Origin of the sequence: Reyranella soli (assembly GCF_007992495.1) — a bacterium.
GTDB classification, from domain to species: domain Bacteria; phylum Pseudomonadota; class Alphaproteobacteria; order Reyranellales; family Reyranellaceae; genus Reyranella; species Reyranella soli.
Map to the genome: position 1 here is coordinate 16,300 of NZ_BKAJ01000113.1, position 15,509 is coordinate 31,808.

The following is a 15,509-nucleotide window of genomic DNA, read 5'->3' on the forward strand; positions in this document are numbered from 1 at the left end:
CGCTGCCTCAGAAGGTTCGGCGCAAGCTGGCGCGGATGACGCCCTGCGAGTAGCCCTGGTTCACTACCGAAGAGGTGTTGTTGGTCCAGGCGACCTGTATGCTGCCGGTGAGCTTATCGTTCAGCTGGTGGATCAGCGTCGCCGACAGAGCATAGGTGTCCGAGTCACCCTGGGCAGGTTGCCCGAAGCCGGATTGCCCGAAGCCAGGTTGCTCGAAGACGTGCCCATACTGCGCCGTCGCCACGCCGGTGGTGCGCGGCGAGAACTCGTGCCCCCAGCTTAACGTCGCATAGGTTCCGCGGTTGGAGATGGCGGGTACGGCGTTGTTGGCAGAAGTCATGGGATCCTGACTCTGCCAGGTGCCGGAAAGCGTGAGGACATCGCGCGGCCAGTGATGGCGCAGCGACGCCGTGCCGATGCGCATGCGGTAGAGCGTGTCGGACAAGCCGAGAAAGGGATTGATCAGCACGACCGGGGCGCCAGACTGGCTGTCCACCGGATTGCCGAGCGCATCCACGGTGGTGGTGGCCAGCAGGTCCTGGGCCTGAGTGAGTGTCGTGGCGAGAGTTTCCCTGTAGGTGGCGAAGAGAGTTGTCCGCACGCCGAGGGCCGTGCCCGCATTCAGATAAAAGGAATTGAAGCCGTTTTGTCGACCATATTTGATAACCACGATGGAATCGGGCCCCGGCGTCAGTCGCAGTCCAACCGACCAGATCGCATCGCTTATACTGAACGGGCTAGTGCCCGAGTATTCCTGGTTCTCATAGCCGATCTCGCCAAGGAGGGCGACGCTACGCAGAATGGCGTAGCGTGTCTCGAGTGCGGTGATGAAGCGGTGCGAGTCGTCATAGATGCCGTTGCCGACATACTTGGTGCCGTCGACACGCGCCTGCAGCGCCAACCGGCCGAAATCCTCACCGCTGCGCAACACCGCAAAGCCGCGATGCGCCGTGTAATTTTCGGCCGAGCCCGGGCTGTTCAGGCTGAATTCCGGGCTGCCTTGGCTGAAATTGGTAAAGTTTTGCGAGGAATACTGGAAAGAATAGCCGGCCTGCACCGTCGCAGCGCTTCCGAAACGTTGCACGAGAAAGGGCGTGACCTGCGCAGTGTAGGTTTGCATGGTGTCGCTCCCGGCGACAAGCTGCCCGCTGCCCGGGATGAAACCGGCGAAGCTTGGCAGCACACTCGCCGCCCCGCGCACGTCTACATAGAAGAGCCCGGGAACCAGCGCCGCGAGGAGCCGCCCGTCGCCGACCTGATCTACACCATCTTGGTTGGAATAGGTGGCGTAGAGGCGCAGTGCCGGCATATAGCGCAGTGTGCCGGTCAGGCGCGTCGTAGCGATCGCCGCTTCGAGGCTCGGCGCGATGGTGGTGACGATGTCACCACGGGCATCGGATGTCTGAAACACATTGTCAGTGGCCAGGACCTCGACGCCGATCGAGGGCCGAATGGCGTAAGGCCGATTGCCCAGCTCGAAGGGTGTGCCGACGCCGGCGACTCCAAGGCCCGGTGCTGTGTTCGCAAAGCCTGGCAGCGCACCGCCTAGGAAGGGACGGTTGATCGGAGTGTCGGGGGCGCTCAGCGGGCCGAGTGCGGGAGACTCCAGGGCAGGCGTGGCAGGCGGTGTGACGGTGCTGTCGCCGGGAACGGCCGGCGTCGGCGGCGCGCTGTCGCCTGTGACAACAGGTATCGTGCCACCCGCTGGCGGGGCGATCTGCGCGGCGGCGGGCAACGCGACCACCACGCTGGCCAGGAGGGCAGCGCCAAGCTTAATGGGCACCGACCGCCACATCCCCCGCGCGCGAGGCGGGCCCTCTGAATCGGTCACTGACCCCCAGTGCCAAGCGATTCAGGAGGAGTTGCAACGTCGGGCAGGCATCGAGGATGTCGAGGGCCGCTTCCATCTCCGCTCGCTTCGTGCGTTCCGCCTCCACCACTAGCGCAATCTGACCGGCCGCGGAAGCGAGCAAGCCGGCGATACTGGATTCCAGGCAGGCCGGTGTGTCAAGGACGACGATATGGTCCGAAAGCCGCCCGCTGAGATGAAGCAGTGCCGCCGCCATGGCACTGCCCTGCGAGCCGGAAGGCCCGGCCATGCCATACGGCAGGACTAACAGGCCGGGGACTTCGGTGCGCCGCAGCAAGCCCGCGGGGTCGGGGCCGCCCGTGTCGCGCAACTGCGCGAGTCCCGGCGCGCTGCCCAGGCCGAGAAGGGCGGTGAGCGAGCCGGCGCTCCGTTCGGCATCCACCAGGATTACGGGGCGATGCGCGCCCTCGGCGATGCTCGCAGCGAGGTTAAGCGCGACGAAGGACTTGCCCTCGCCGCTATGGGTGCTGGTGATCATCACCAGCCGCGCCTGCCGCCCCTCGGCCGGAGGCGTGGCTTCGACGCTGCGCAGCACCTGCTCGCGAACCAGCGCGATCTCCTCCCGAGCGGAGCCCGCCTTGTCGACCAAGCCAGCGCGCCGCAGAAGCGCGCGGGTGACCGGGGCGAGCTCGTTGTGGCCGAGCAGACTGGCGCCCTGGCTGTGGGGAGGCGGCGCCACTACCGTCTCCACTACCGCGGGGATCACCTCGACCGGTGCCAGAGGCGGCCGCGACGCACGGGCGAGGGATGCGTCGTCCGCTATGGCGATGCGGGCCGCGTCGGCCGCCCGTTCGACGAGATGGCGGCGCCCATCGTCCGCCATAGCGATGCGGGCCGCATCGGCCGCCCGCTCGACCAGATGGGAACGCCGAGGGATGGAGGCGCTCATACGGCGAACCTTGCCACGAGGTTGAGTGGCCCAATGGCCGTAACGACGAGTCCGAGGGGAAGCGGCAGCAGGCAGAGGAAGAGGAGCACGACGTCCGCCCTGCGCAGCCGGCCGCGCGACGGGGCGGAGAAGGCGCCGAGCACCGGCAGGCCGATGCCGCGCAGCTCGCGCAGCGTATAAAAGCTGGTGTCGAGCTGCACTTGGAGGAAAAGCAGCGCGCCGCCCGCACCGAGTGCCGCCAGCAGCACTCCAGCCGCCAGCAGCAGGCGCTTGGGACTGGTTGGAATGGTCGGCATGGTCGGCGGATCAACCACTTCGAGCGTCACGCGGTCGCTGCCTGTGCGCGCGGCTTCGGCGATATTCACTGACTCGCGGCGGGCCAGCAACTCCTCGTAGTTGCGACGGATGATGTTATAGTCGCGATCGAGATTGGCGAATTGCGCCTGTACCTCGGGCGCGTTGCGCGCCATTTCCTCCAGTCGGTTACTCTGCGCCTCCAGGTCGCGCAGTTGGCGTTCCAGCGAGGCAATCTGGGAGTCGGTATCAACGATGCGCACCAGCAGCTGCTCGCGCACTGGATTGGCGCGCGTCGTGCCAGCGGCCGTGCGGTTGGCGCCAACTGCGCGGGCAGCCGCAACCGCGGCGCGCGCCGCGGCCACATCCGGGTGCTGCTCGGTGTAACGCTGGCGCAGGATCATCAGGCGCTGCTCCGCGTCGGCGGCGGAGGCTCCGGCTGGGGCCGCCACCTCGGGCGTAGCGTCGATCTGTTGCTGTAGGAGGGCGCGGAGGCCGATCTTATCCGACAATTCGCCGCGCATTGCCTCGATACGTGCGCGCACGGCATCGAGCCGCGAGACGCTGCCGTTCAGGGCGAGCAAATCCTGGTAGCGCGAGGTGAACTCCGCGCGGCGCCGCTCTGCTTCGCGCAGCTGCTGCTCATACGCGGCAAGCTGCTGCAGCAGGAAGGCGCGGGCATTCCCCATTTGGCGGCGGTCCGAGCCGCTGGCCAGTTCGAGGAACAGGTCCACAACCTGCTGTACCACGCCATGCGCGACGATCGGATCGCTGTCGACATACTCAACGGTGAACAGGTTGCGCGCTTGGCTGCCGAAGCGGAGGTCGCGGGCCAGCGTATCGATGGTCTTCTCGCGGTCCGCGCCGGCGGCGATGCGTTGGGAGAGCGCGGAGCGGTCCACCAGCCTTTCGAGGTTGGGGCGACTAACCAAGGTACGCTGAAGCACCTCGACCTGCGCGGCAGGGGAATTGTCCATGGCGATGCCGCGCAGCAGCATGCCGAGCACAGCGTCGGCGTCGGCATAAATGCGCGCGGTGGAGACGTAGCGGTCAGGCAGCATACGCACGCCGGTCCAGCCGATCAGCGCCACCAGCCAGATCAGCGCCACGGCCTTCCAGCGGTGCCGCCAGGCCGAGGCGGAGTAGCGGCGGAGGAGGTCAATGGCAGTCACTGTTCAGAACCAAGCTTGCGGAATAACGATGGTATCGCCCGGGCGAAGTGGCACGTCCTGGCTGACGTCGCCGCCGCGCATCAGGTCGTCGAGGCGGACGCGTAGGTTGCGGGGGGGCATGCCGGAGGCGTCGCGGCGGATGATTTCGGCACGGTTGCCGGCGGCATATCGGGTCAGGCCGCGCGCCTCGATCACGGCGTCGACTACAGTCATGCCCTCGCGGTAGGGCATGGTGCGCGGTTGGGTGGCCTCGCCGATGATGCGCACCTGGTGCGCCGGGGAGCCGACGAAGCCGCGCACCATCACCGTGACATTGGGATCGATCACATAGGGCCGCAGCCGCGCCGTGATGTCGGTGGCGAGCTGGGTGGGCGAGCGCCCAGCGGCGACGATGTCTGGTACCAAAGGCAGCGAGATGCGCCCGTCCGGCCGCACCGGCAGGCCGGTCGTGCTCAACTCCGGAGATAGATAGACGAAGACGTCGAGTCCATCGCCGGGGCCGATCACATACTCGGGCGCGGCCGCCCCGGTGGACACGGCGATGCTCTCGGGCGGCGGCGCAGTAGCGCTTGTGCAACCCATCGCCGCGAGGGCAAGAACCGTCACGGCATAGTGCAAGACGTTCGTTGAACGCATTGATCCCCCAAACAATGATGGGGTGAACCTACGCAAGGTCGAATGCTCAACGCAACGCAGCGAAAGCCAAACATGATTGGTTCTTTTGGACTAGAACTTTTGGACAACTCTGAAAATTCAATGGGTTGTCGGCTAAGACGGGCCTTCTTGGGCGAGCGAGCCGAAGCATCTGGCTTGGCCTTCGCTGGCTTGCGCGACACAGGTGGCCCTGTTTGGCCGTCCCTACTGGCTGGCTGGCTGGCGGCGCGGCGATGGCAATCACACCGTCGACGGCGGCGCGGGTGCGGACGCCATGGACGACGGCCTGAGCGAAAACCTCTATCACGACGGCTATCTAACCCCGCCGGTGATGTTGCGACCGAGTTCGTGGCGGCAACGACGCGGTACACGCTTCGGTACCTTCGCTCTCTCGGTAACGTCGAGAACTTGACCTTGACCGGTGCGGCCGCGATTGAAGGCACCGACAACATCCTGCCCGAGCTTTGCCGGCATTAACACGCTGATTGGCGGCAGCAACGACACCTTGGGTTCGGCGCGACGCTCGTCGGCTCCAGCTGTCAGTGCGTTTCTCTTCCGAACGGGTGCCTCGGCCGGGCACATCCGAGGTACCTATTCGGCTTGGATGCAAATGTGCAGTCGAAGCGGATACGTTGCCCCAGCCAAGAGTTTGGCAGGGTGTGGGCGGCCGGTGGGACGGCTGCCGCTAAGGGAAGGAGAATTCATGTGCGTTTTGAACGTTCCCGGGCGGTATCCGACGATCGCGGCTGCAGTGACGGCAGCGTGATCGTGGCGCCAGACTATGCGGGCGGCGAGGCCGTCATGGTGAGCGCCGATGGGCAGGTGGTGCCGGAATTCTTGCCGCAGAACTGGCTACGCGGCACCCGCGCCCTGCGCCAGGGCGCGCTGGAGCATGTCCTGCATCGCGGCCTCGACATCTGTGCCAGCCTCTCACTGCTGCTGCTGACACTGCCGCTGCTGCTGGTGGTCGCGCTGGCCATCAAACTCGATACGCGCGGACCGCTCTTTTACCGCCAGGAACGCGTCGGGCAGCACCATCGCCGCTTCCATATCCTGAAATTTCGCTCCATGACGGTCGATGCCGAGAAGCCCGGCGCAGCGGTCTGGGCCACTGTGGGCGATAGCCGGGTGACGCGGGTGGGCCGCTTCATCCGCCTCACCCGAATCGACGAGATTCCGCAGGCCATCAACATCCTGCGTGGCGACATGGCCTTCGTCGGCCCGCGGCCTGAGCGACCCGTCTTCGTCGAGCAGCTCACCGCCGCCATCCCGCATTACGCGGACCGCGCCGCGGTACGCCCGGGACTGACGGGCTGGGCGCAGGTAAAATACTCCTACGGCGCCTCGATCGAGGATGCGCGGGAGAAGCTATCCTACGATCTGTGGTACATCCGGGAGCGCAGCCTATGGCTGGATCTGCGCATTATCCTCGCCACAGTCCGGGTGGTCCTGCGCCAGGCTGGAGCACGGTGAGGCATGGCACGCCTGTCCCCCTTGGCCGCCGCCGCCCCGTCGGCGGAGATTCTGCCCTTCCCCGTTGAGATTAAGCGCAGGGATGTCGCACCGCTGCGCTTGCTGACCTTCAGCACGTTGTACCCGAACGCGGCGCAGCCCAATCATGGCATCTTCGTCGAGAACCGGCTGCGCCACTTGGTGGCGAGCGGCGGGGCGACCAGCACGGTGGTCGCGCCGGTGCCCTGGTTCCCCTCTCGCGATGCGCGGTTTGGCGAATGGGCGCGTTGCGCCGCGGCGCCAGCCGAGGAGATGCGGCACGGGCTGCGCGTGCTGCATCCGCGGTACGCCGCGCCGCCGCGCCTCGGCATGTATACCGGCCCTTGGGCGCTGCTGCGGGCCGGCCGCGCCGCGCTCGCCCAATTGCTCGCCGAGGGCGCGCGTTTCGATGCCATCGATGCGCACTACCTCTACCCGGATGGCGTTGCTGCGGTGTGGCTTGCGCGCGAGGCCGGGCTGCCGGTGGTGATCACCGCGCGCGGTTCGGACACCAGCCAGCTGCCGCGCTTCGCGCTTCCGCGCCGGCTGATTGGCGCCGCACTGCGCGAGGCGGATGCGCTGATCGCGGTAAGTGCGGGTCTCGCTGCGGGGCTGAACGCTCTGGGGGCGGCACCTGGGAAAGTCACGGTGCTGCGTAACGGCGTTGATCTCGCCGCCTTTACCCCGCCGACTGATCGCACCGCGCTGCGGGCGGAACTCGGCTTTTCGGGACCGGTTATCCTTTCGGTTGGGCATCTGATTGAAAGGAAGGCGCATCATCACGCAATCGGCGCCCTGGTGGAGCTTCCTGGGGTCAGCCTCTTGATCGCCGGTGAGGGACCGGAGCGCCGGGCCCTGACGGCGCTGGCCGAGCGGCTCGGCGTGGCTGAGCGCGTCCATATGCTGGGTGCCCGGCCGCATGGTGAGCTGAAGAAGCTTTACGGCGCGGCCGATGCGTTGGTGCTCGCCTCCACCCGCGAGGGCTGGGCGAATGTGATGCTGGAAGCCATGGCCTGCGGCACGCCGGTGATCGCCGGTCCGGCTTGGGGCAGCCGCGAGGCCATTTCGGCCCCCGAGGCCGGACTGGTGCTCGACGAGGTCGGCGCGAGTCCGATCGCCACGGCGCTCCGGCAGCTGCTGGCCAACCCGCCGGCCTGCCGCGCCACGCGCGCCCATGCGGAACGCTTTAGCTGGGATGAGACGACGCGCGGCCAAGTTGAGTTATTCGCTCAGGTGCTGGCGGTGCGGAGCGCGGCATGACGCTTTGGCTGGTTACCGGTGGTTGCGGCTTCATCGGTTCGCATCTCTGCGCCGCCCTTGTCGCGGCGGGGCAGCGCGTGCGGGTGTTGGACAATCTGTCCACGGGCCGGCGGGAGAACCTTGCCCCCGGCGCCGAGTTGCTGGTGGGGGATGTGGGCGACCCGCAACTGCTGACGCGCGCCCTGGAGGGCGTTGTCGGCTGCTTTCACCTCGCTGCCATCGCCTCAGTGGAGCGTGGCGTACGCGAATGGCGCGAAACGCACCGAGTGAATCTTTCTGCTTTCGTCGCACTGCTGGACGCGGCGCGGGCGGCGGGCGGCGTGCCGGTGGTCTATGCTTCCTCCGCCGCAGTCTATGGCAGCAACGATGCGCTGCCGCTTGCTGAGACGGCGGACACCCGGCCGCTTTCCGCCTATGGCGCCGACAAGCTGGGCTGCGAGTTGCAGGCCCGGGTCGCCGGGGCAGTGCACGGCATACCGACACTCGGGTTGCGCTTCTTTAACGTCTATGGCGTGCGGCAAGACCCAGCCTCGCCCTATTCGGGGGTGATTTCCATCTTTGCGGACCGGTTGCTGCGCGGGGAGGCGCTGACCGTGTTCGGCGACGGGCTGCAGAGCCGCGACTTCGTGCATGTCTCGGCGGTAGTGGCGGCGTTGCGGGCTGGAATGGGCCGGGCCAATACAGCGGCGCCGGTGTTCAATGTCTGCGCCGGGCGCAGCACCACGGTGCTGGGACTGGCACGGACCCTGGCTGAAGCCTGTGACATGGAGCCCGTCATCCACCACGCGGTCGGCCGCGCTGGGGAGGTGCGCCATTCGCTCGGCGCGCCGGAGGCCGCACGCGCGACACTTGGTCTGAACGAGCCGTTGCCACTGCTGGATGGGTTGCGGGAGGTAGTGGGCTGGATGCGCTCCGGCCGTCCGCTGCTGGCGGCGGCCGAGCTAGTTGAAGGCGAGTAACGCAATGGCCGCGATACCGCCCCAAAGCAGCAGCGACAGGACAATGATGACCAGTGCAGCGGTCGGCCAGGCCAAGCGCGTGCCCGCGCGAGCTTGTGAAGGCAGAGGATTCCCAAACTCTGCGTGCGCTTTGTCAACTTTCTTGGCAGCGACCACGGGACATCCTCACGCGAATGAACGGTCACGGTACCAATCCAATAGCCGACACGCGCTAGGCGGCATAGGCCGACTTTGCGGCGTCGGCCCAGCTATACACATTACTGTGGAAAAGGTTCCAATATGTGCGGCATAGCGGGCCTCTTCCACCCATTCCGCCCCTCGGTTCCGCCGATGCGGAGTCTAAAGGCGATGGCCGAAGCGCAGCGCCATCGCGGGCCGGATGGAGAAGGCTTCCATGCGGAGCCGCATCTCGGCTTCGGCCACCGACGGCTGGCCATCGTGGACCTAGCCGGCGGGGCGCAGCCCATGGCGACGCATGACGGGGCGGTGGTCGTCACCTTCAATGGCGAAATCTACAATCATGAGGCGTTGCGCCGGATGCTCGAGGCGCGTGGCCATGTCTTCCAAAGCCGCTCCGACACCGAGGTACTGTTGCATGGCTGGCGGGAATGGGGGGCAGAAATGCCGGCCCGCCTGATCGGCATGTTCGCCTTTGCGCTATGGGACCGCCGGGCGGGGCGACTGCTGCTGGCGCGCGACCCCCTGGGCGAGAAACCACTGCATTACGCCTGGCTGCCGGATGGTAGCTTCGCCTTCGCCTCGGAGATCGCAGGGCTGAAGGCGCTGCCGGAACTGCCACGCGGCCTCGATCCGGTGGCGCTGGATGACTTCCTTGCCCTCGGCTATGTGCCGGAGCCGGCGACCATTCATGCCGCCATTCGACGCCTGCCGCCCGGGCATCTCATGCTGCTCGAGCTGGGGGAGGCTCACGCGACCCAGCAGCGCTACTGGGCGCCGCCACGCGTGGCCGTCGCCGGCGGCGCGGATGCGGCCGAGGCATTGCGATGTCGCCTCGATGCCGCGGTGCAGGCCCGGATGATGGCCGATGTGCCACTCGGCGCCTTCCTTTCGGGCGGCATCGATTCCGGCGCGGTGACCGGCCTCGCCGCGATGGCGGCTGGCCAGCCGCTCGCCACCTTCACCATCGGCTTCGCGGACGCGGCGGACGAGCGGCCGGATGCCGCGATGGTAGCGGAGCGCTACGGCACGCGGCATGTCGCCGAGGATGGCACGACGGCCGATTACCTCGCCATGGCGCGCGAGATCCCGCGCCTGTTCGGCGAACCCTTCGGCGACCATTCCGCGGTACCGACCCTGGCAGTGGCGAGGTTGGCGCGGCGCCATGTAACGGTTGCGCTGTCCGGCGATGGCGGCGACGAGGTGTTCGCTGGGTATCGTCGCTATCGCTTCCACATGATGGCCGACGCGGCGCGACGGTTGCTGCCGACCCGGCTGCGCCGTGGCGCGGTGGGTGCGCTGGCCCGGGCCTATCCTAAGCTCGACCGGGCGCCACGCTGGCTGCGTGCGAAGACGACGTTGACCGAGATCAGCTTGGATAGCGCGCTTGGCTACTACGGCACGGTCTGCAGGCTGGCCGAGGAAAAGCGCCGGGCGCTGTTCTCGCCAGCCCAGCGCGCGGCGGTAACAGGGCATGATCCCTCGACGAGATTCGCGGCGCTGATGGCAGAATGTGACCCGGAAGATTCGCTTCTCCAGGCACAATACGCGGACCTGCAGACCTATCTGCCAGGCGACATCCTGACCAAGGTGGACCGAACCAGCATGGCTGTTTCGCTGGAGGTGCGCCCGCCACTGCTGGACCCGGAACTCGTCGGTTGGGGCCTGGCACTGCCAGCGGCGGCAAAGCTGCGCGGCGGTGTGGGCAAGCGCGTGCTGCGCGAGGCCGCTTCGGCCTTGCTGCCGGCGACACTCCTGCAGCGACGCAAGCGGGGCTTCGCGACGGAACTCCGAGGACAATTTCAGGCCGCCGCGCCGCAGATCCGTGCGCGGCTGACGGGCGGGCCGATGGCCGCGAGCGGGCTGTTCAATCTGCCGGCGGTGGGGCGGCTAGTGGACCAGCACGGCAATGGCGATTTTGATCACACCCAAGCCCTTTGGAATCTACTTGTGGTTGAAGGTTTTCTTTTGGCTGAGGCAACGCGGTCGGACGAGGGTTCGATGGCGGGGCGTCGCGTCGCGTGAAGCAGGTGCTCTGCGCCACCGGGCAGCACCGCGAGCTGCTGGACCAGGTGCTGCCGGCCTCAACCCGGACGACGATCTCGTCATCATGCATCTGATGCGCTGGTTGTCGCCGCGCGAGTGGGCAGGGCTGCTTTCGGAGCGGATGGGATTGCAGCATGCGCATTCTCTATAGCCATCGCATTCAGTCCCATGACGGAATGGGTGTGCATATCGAGGCGCTGGTTGCCGCGCTGCGCGCTGCCGGGCATGAGGTCTGCGTCGTCGGGCCGCCGGCCTATGACGCCGTGGCACTGGGTGGCGAGAGCCCGGTGTTCGCGCGCATCCGCCGCCTGCTGCCCGGGGCACTGCGCGAGTTGGCGGAGATGGCCTATGGGCTGGTCTCCACCGTGCGGCTTGCGCGCGCGGCGCGGACCTTCCGCCCAGATATCGTCTATGAGCGCGCCAACCTTTTCCACGTCGCAGGAAGCTGGACGGCGTGGCGCCATGGCGTGCCGCTGCTGCTGGAAGTGAATTCGCCGCTCGCCGAGGAACGCACGCGCTTCAGCGGGCTGCGGCTGAAGCGACTGGCCCATGCCGCGGAGCGTTTTGTCTGGCGCCGCTCGGACATCGTTCTGCCGGTCACCGAGGTGTTGGCTGGCCATGTGACGGCGGCGGGCGTGCAGCAAACGCGCATCGCGGTGGTGCCGAACGGCATCGATCTCGAGGATTTTGCCGGGCTTGCCGCACGACCGGCGGACGAGGCCGTGCTGCTTGGCTTCGTTGGGTTCGTGCGCCACTGGCATGGACTTGACCGGGTGCTGCGCGGGCTTGCCGCCTGGAAGGGAGCGCCGCGCCTCGACCTCACCGTGGTGGGGGACGGGCCGGCGCGCGTCGATCTCGAGTCCCTCGCCGCGGAACTCGGACTCGACGACCGCGTGCGCTTCACCGGTCTTGCGACGCGGGAGGAGATCCCGAGCCTGGTGGCCAGCTTCGACATCGCGCTGCAGCCCGCCTCCGTGCCGTATGCCTCGCCGCTGAAGCTGTTTGAGTACATGGCGGCAGGGCGGGCCATCATCGCCCCCGACCAGCCCAATATCCGCGAGGTGCTGGAGCAGGGCCGCACCGCGTTGCTGTTCGACCCGGCCAACCCCGAGGCGATGTGGCAGGGTATCGAGACCCTGGCGCGGGATGCGGCGCTGCGCGTACGCCTCGGCGCCGCGGCGCGGAAGGAGGTGGTGCGGCGGGACTTCACCTGGGCCGGCAATGCGCGCCGTGTCGTCGCCCTGGCCGAACGCGCGCTGGACGAGCGAAGGACGGGATCACGGACATGAGACGCATCGGCCTGATCGGTGTGGGCGTCATCGCCCCGCACCCATGCCGAGGCATTGCGCGCCGTGCCGGGCGTTCGGTGAGCGCGGTGGTCGATTCTCGCCTCGGTGGCGGAGGGCCAGGCGACACTGCGGCTTCGTCCGCCTGGTCCCGCTCAATATCGACGCGCTGATCACCACGAGCGTGCGATGCGTCCAATCAAACCTATGGCTCACTTATCGCATTGCCCCTGACGATCCCAGATGGCGCACAGCTCCCATCGCTCCGTCCCAGCGCAGCCTGCGGGGTTTTGGCGCGCGTTAATACCAATCCTCTTGGCCCGTTGCGCTCAATCAGTCCTGCCGCCCTATCCCGCAATGACAGCTTGAGAAATCCGGGCTAGACACTCACTACAACCCATTTTCAGTGAGACTCATGAGCAAGCGGATATTGGTCACCGGCGGCGCGGGCTTCCTGGGTTCGCATCTGTGCGAGCGGCTGCTGGCGGCCGGCAACGACGTGTTGTGCGTCGACAACTACTTCACCGGCGCCAAGCAGAATTTGGCGGCGTGCCTCGATAATCCGCGCTTCGAGCTGATGCGCCACGACGTGACGTTTCCGCTCTATGTCGAGGTCGACGAGATCTACAATCTCGCCTGTCCGGCCTCGCCGATCCATTACCAGCACGACCCGGTGCAGACGACCAAGACCTCGGTGCACGGCGCCATCAACATGCTGGGCCTGGCTAAGCGCACGCGCGCCAAGATCTTTCAGGCCTCGACCAGCGAGGTCTACGGCGATCCGACGGTGCATCCTCAGGTCGAGAGCTACCGCGGCAACGTCAATCCGCTGGGGCCGCGCGCCTGCTACGACGAGGGCAAGCGCTGCGCCGAGACGCTGTTCTTTGACTACTGGCGCCAGCACAAGCTGCGCATCAAGGTGGCGCGCATCTTCAACACCTACGGCCCGCGCATGCATCCCAACGACGGCCGCGTGGTGTCGAACTTCATCGTCCAGGCGCTCAAGGGCGAGGACATCACGATCTACGGCGACGGCATGCAGACCCGCGCCTTCTGCTACGTCGACGACCTGATCGAGGGCTGGCTCAGGCTGATGGATCACACGCCGGACGACTTCACCGGGCCGGTCAATCTCGGCAATCCGGTCGAGATGCCGATCAGGCATCTCGCCGAGAAGGTGATCGAGCTAGTTGGCGGCAAGTCGAAGCTGGTGATAGCGCGGCCGCTGCCGATCGACGATCCGCTGCAGCGCTGCCCCGACATCACGCTGGCACGCGACAAGCTGAAGTGGGAGCCCAAAGTCAATCTTGACCAAGGCCTCGACCGGACCATCGCCTATTTCGACGGGCTGTTGCGCGCCAACCAAGACGTCGGGCGGATGGGGCGCTAGTCTGGATGCGTCACGCCGGCTTTTAGCTGCCGAAATGCAACCGCCTGCTGCTCGATATGCATGCGAAGGAGGGCGTGCCCGCGTCATCCCGCGCCCGGGCCGGATGGTGGGGGAGGGGACCTCGCCCTTCCACGTGATCGGTTGGAACCGCGGCACCGACCGGCTGCCTTTCGTGCTGGTGGCGGATGTCGCCGCCGCCATGCTCGGCGTGTTGCGTTAAAAGGGGATTAAAGGGCTGCTGCTTCAATCTGGTCGGCGGCATGCATCCAATGCGCGGGACGGAAGCGGCCTGCGCGCTACGCGCCGGTCTTAGTCAGAGCAGCTGCTCGCGGCGCGGACGGGGCCAGCCTTCGCCGTCAACTGAAGAATGTCCACCGCCGGCGCCAGCGCCTGCCCGCGGTGGATAGCCATTCCGGCAGCAAGCGGACGGCGGGACCGTAACGGCCCGCATCGCGCAGCTCGCCCAGCCGCCACAGCCGCCACCATTCACGCATCCGTGCCCGCGTGCTGAGCAGGCCGAGCTCGTATTTCAGCAGCCGGTTGCGGTCGCGCTCGCCATCGGGCTGTCCGCCGTGGATGGCCTGAATGAAGACATCGGGCTCGCCCTCGAACACCTGGTCCGGCGCCGCGGCGCCGCCATGGCGCGGCGCCGCCAGCGCCTGTCGGTACAGCGCTTCCAACCTGTCGAGCCAGGCGCCCTGAATGTGATTTGCGGCGATCTGCTCCTGCAGCGCCGCGCCGAGTTCTTGGCGATGCGACTCGTCGGTGATCAGCCGCGATAGCGCTTTGTGATAGGCGCCGCGGCTGCTGCAGGTAACCAGCAGCCGGTCCAACCCCGGCATGTTGCAGCCGAGCACGGCCGAATCGCGCCCGAAGGGGAACAGACTGACTGCCGGCGTGCCGAGGATCGCGGCTTCCAGCGTCGAGGTAATCGATACGAAGGGGAAGGAATCGACGTAGATGTCCGCAGCCTCGAAGAACAGGCGCGGATCGTCGTGCTCGGGCAGCGAGATGATGCGCCCCTGGCAGCGCTGCATCGCGTCGGACCAGTCCTCGCGCGCGCCCGGCCCGACGGTGAGCAGCACTGCTTTCGGATGTTCCAGCAGCGTCTGCAGGTGGAGATCGGCGAAGCTTATCCCGCCCAACGTCGCGTATTTCCGTTCCCGCGCCACGCTCACCAGCAGAACGCAATCCTCGGGCAGGCCGATCCGACGTTTGGCCTCCTGTCGGCTGACGCGGCGATGGCCTTCGTCGAGGATGGTTGGCAGCACCGCGATGCGCCCCGGCGGGATGCCACGCCGCTCGATCATGATGCGCCGCCCGGCTTCGCGCATGCTGGCCATGACGTCGGTGATGTGAGTGCCGAGCCAGAAGCCGTGGTCCGCGTGGTCGAGGTAGACCACCGTCGGCCGGTTTGGCGTCGCAAAGGCAAGCTGCGGGACGATGTCGAAGGGATGGATGTGCAAGACGATCAGGTCGGCCGCCTGCGCCGCATCGCGCAGGCGCTGCGCGCGCTCGAACAGCCCGCCGCGGCGATGGTCGAGGATCCGCACCGTGCCGCCGCGCTGAATCACCGCGTCACGGATGCTCTCCGGCAGCGGCATGATGGCTTGCCGCGTGATGGCGACGGAATGCGTCCGTCCGGCATCGGCGCGGATCCAGCGCTCCATCATGCGCGCCAGCCCGCCCAGTGCCGGCACCTGGGTCGCGACATGCATCACATGGCGGGTGGCGCCCGGCGCCCGACGCCCGGGCGTGTCGCGCAGCCTGCGCTCGGCGATGCGCGCCAGCAGTGCCTCCAGCCGCGGGCTGGCCCACAGGCCGCTGTGGCGCGCCACCGCATGGAAGGCGGCGATGAAGATCTGGACGCAAGCCTCGTCGTCGCGACCCTGGGCGGCGAGCCGCTCGGCCTCTTCGGCGATGCGTATGAAGCAGGCGGCGTTGCCCGGCAGCCGCGCCTGCCCGACGGCGCGGATCTCCGCCAACAGCGGGGCGAAATCATCGGCGGGGACGTCCAATAT

13 protein-coding genes are annotated in these 15,509 nt (G+C 67.2%); 7 read left to right on the forward strand and 6 right to left on the reverse strand.

Features of this window, described 5'->3' with window-relative positions; genetic code table 11:
• Window positions 1-7: 7 nt before the first annotated feature.
• Genes RSO01_RS30200 through RSO01_RS30215 form a run of 4 tightly spaced genes read right to left on the reverse strand, consistent with a single transcriptional unit; the run spans window position 8 to window position 4,861 of the window.
• Window positions 8-1,783 (reverse strand): TIGR03016 family PEP-CTERM system-associated outer membrane protein, encoded by a 1,776-nt coding sequence (locus tag RSO01_RS30200; protein ID WP_170303458.1) that lies wholly within the window; start codon window positions 1,781-1,783, stop codon window positions 8-10.
• Window positions 1,773-2,759, reverse strand: coding sequence for a P-loop NTPase family protein (locus RSO01_RS30205; protein ID WP_147154284.1), 987 nt, complete (start codon window positions 2,757-2,759; stop codon window positions 1,773-1,775). Before RSO01_RS30205 ends, RSO01_RS30200 begins: the two co-directional genes overlap by 11 nt.
• Window positions 2,756-4,225, reverse strand: coding sequence for an XrtA system polysaccharide chain length determinant (locus RSO01_RS30210; protein WP_147154285.1), 1,470 nt, complete (start codon window positions 4,223-4,225; stop codon window positions 2,756-2,758). The genes RSO01_RS30205 and RSO01_RS30210 overlap by 4 nt, the downstream gene beginning before the upstream one ends.
• A 3-nt stretch (window positions 4,226-4,228) precedes the next feature.
• Window positions 4,229-4,861, reverse strand: coding sequence for an XrtA/PEP-CTERM system exopolysaccharide export protein (locus RSO01_RS30215; protein WP_218037502.1), 633 nt, complete (start codon window positions 4,859-4,861; stop codon window positions 4,229-4,231).
• A gap of 202 nt (window positions 4,862-5,063) precedes the next feature.
• Between RSO01_RS30215 and RSO01_RS30220 the strand changes: the two genes are divergently transcribed.
• The 4 genes from RSO01_RS30220 (at window position 5,064) to RSO01_RS30235 (ending at window position 8,589) form a co-directional block, all read left to right on the forward strand.
• Window positions 5,064-5,291 (forward strand): hypothetical protein, encoded by a 228-nt coding sequence (locus tag RSO01_RS30220; RefSeq protein ID WP_147154286.1) that lies wholly within the window; start codon window positions 5,064-5,066, stop codon window positions 5,289-5,291.
• Between the two features lie 293 nt (window positions 5,292-5,584).
• Window positions 5,585-6,352, forward strand: coding sequence for an exopolysaccharide biosynthesis polyprenyl glycosylphosphotransferase (locus RSO01_RS30225; protein WP_281291535.1), 768 nt, complete (start codon window positions 5,585-5,587; stop codon window positions 6,350-6,352).
• Between the two features lie 3 nt (window positions 6,353-6,355).
• Window positions 6,356-7,630 (forward strand): glycosyltransferase, encoded by a 1,275-nt coding sequence (locus RSO01_RS30230; protein WP_147154287.1) that lies wholly within the window; start codon window positions 6,356-6,358, stop codon window positions 7,628-7,630.
• Complete coding sequence (locus RSO01_RS30235; RefSeq protein WP_147154288.1) at window positions 7,627-8,589, forward strand: NAD-dependent epimerase/dehydratase family protein; 963 nt, start codon at window positions 7,627-7,629, stop codon at window positions 8,587-8,589. The genes RSO01_RS30230 and RSO01_RS30235 overlap by 4 nt, the downstream gene beginning before the upstream one ends.
• On the opposite strand, the gene RSO01_RS47615 is transcribed toward RSO01_RS30235, so the two are convergent.
• Window positions 8,572-8,745: a hypothetical protein gene (locus tag RSO01_RS47615; RefSeq protein WP_170303459.1), complete on the reverse strand. Its 174-nt coding sequence runs from the start codon at window positions 8,743-8,745 to the stop codon at window positions 8,572-8,574. The genes RSO01_RS30235 and RSO01_RS47615 overlap by 18 nt on opposite strands.
• A 123-nt stretch (window positions 8,746-8,868) precedes the next feature.
• Here RSO01_RS47615 and asnB point away from each other — a divergent pair, with 123 nt between their 5' ends.
• The 3 genes from asnB (at window position 8,869) to RSO01_RS30250 (ending at window position 13,488) form a co-directional block, all read left to right on the forward strand.
• Window positions 8,869-10,791: an asparagine synthase (glutamine-hydrolyzing) gene (gene asnB, locus RSO01_RS30240; RefSeq protein ID WP_147154289.1), complete on the forward strand. Its 1,923-nt coding sequence runs from the start codon at window positions 8,869-8,871 to the stop codon at window positions 10,789-10,791.
• A 155-nt stretch (window positions 10,792-10,946) separates the two neighbouring features.
• On the forward strand, window positions 10,947-12,101 hold the full coding sequence (locus tag RSO01_RS30245; RefSeq protein WP_147154290.1) for a glycosyltransferase family 4 protein: 1,155 nt from the start codon (window positions 10,947-10,949) through the stop codon (window positions 12,099-12,101).
• Between the two features lie 412 nt (window positions 12,102-12,513).
• Window positions 12,514-13,488, forward strand: coding sequence for a UDP-glucuronic acid decarboxylase family protein (locus tag RSO01_RS30250; RefSeq protein ID WP_147154291.1), 975 nt, complete (start codon window positions 12,514-12,516; stop codon window positions 13,486-13,488).
• A 356-nt stretch (window positions 13,489-13,844) separates the two neighbouring features.
• Here RSO01_RS30250 and RSO01_RS30255 read toward each other — a convergent pair whose 3' ends face one another.
• Window positions 13,845-15,506, reverse strand: a complete 1,662-nt coding sequence (locus tag RSO01_RS30255; RefSeq protein ID WP_147154292.1) for a glycosyltransferase family protein — start codon at window positions 15,504-15,506, stop codon at window positions 13,845-13,847.
• Between the last annotated feature and the right edge of the window lie 3 nt (window positions 15,507-15,509).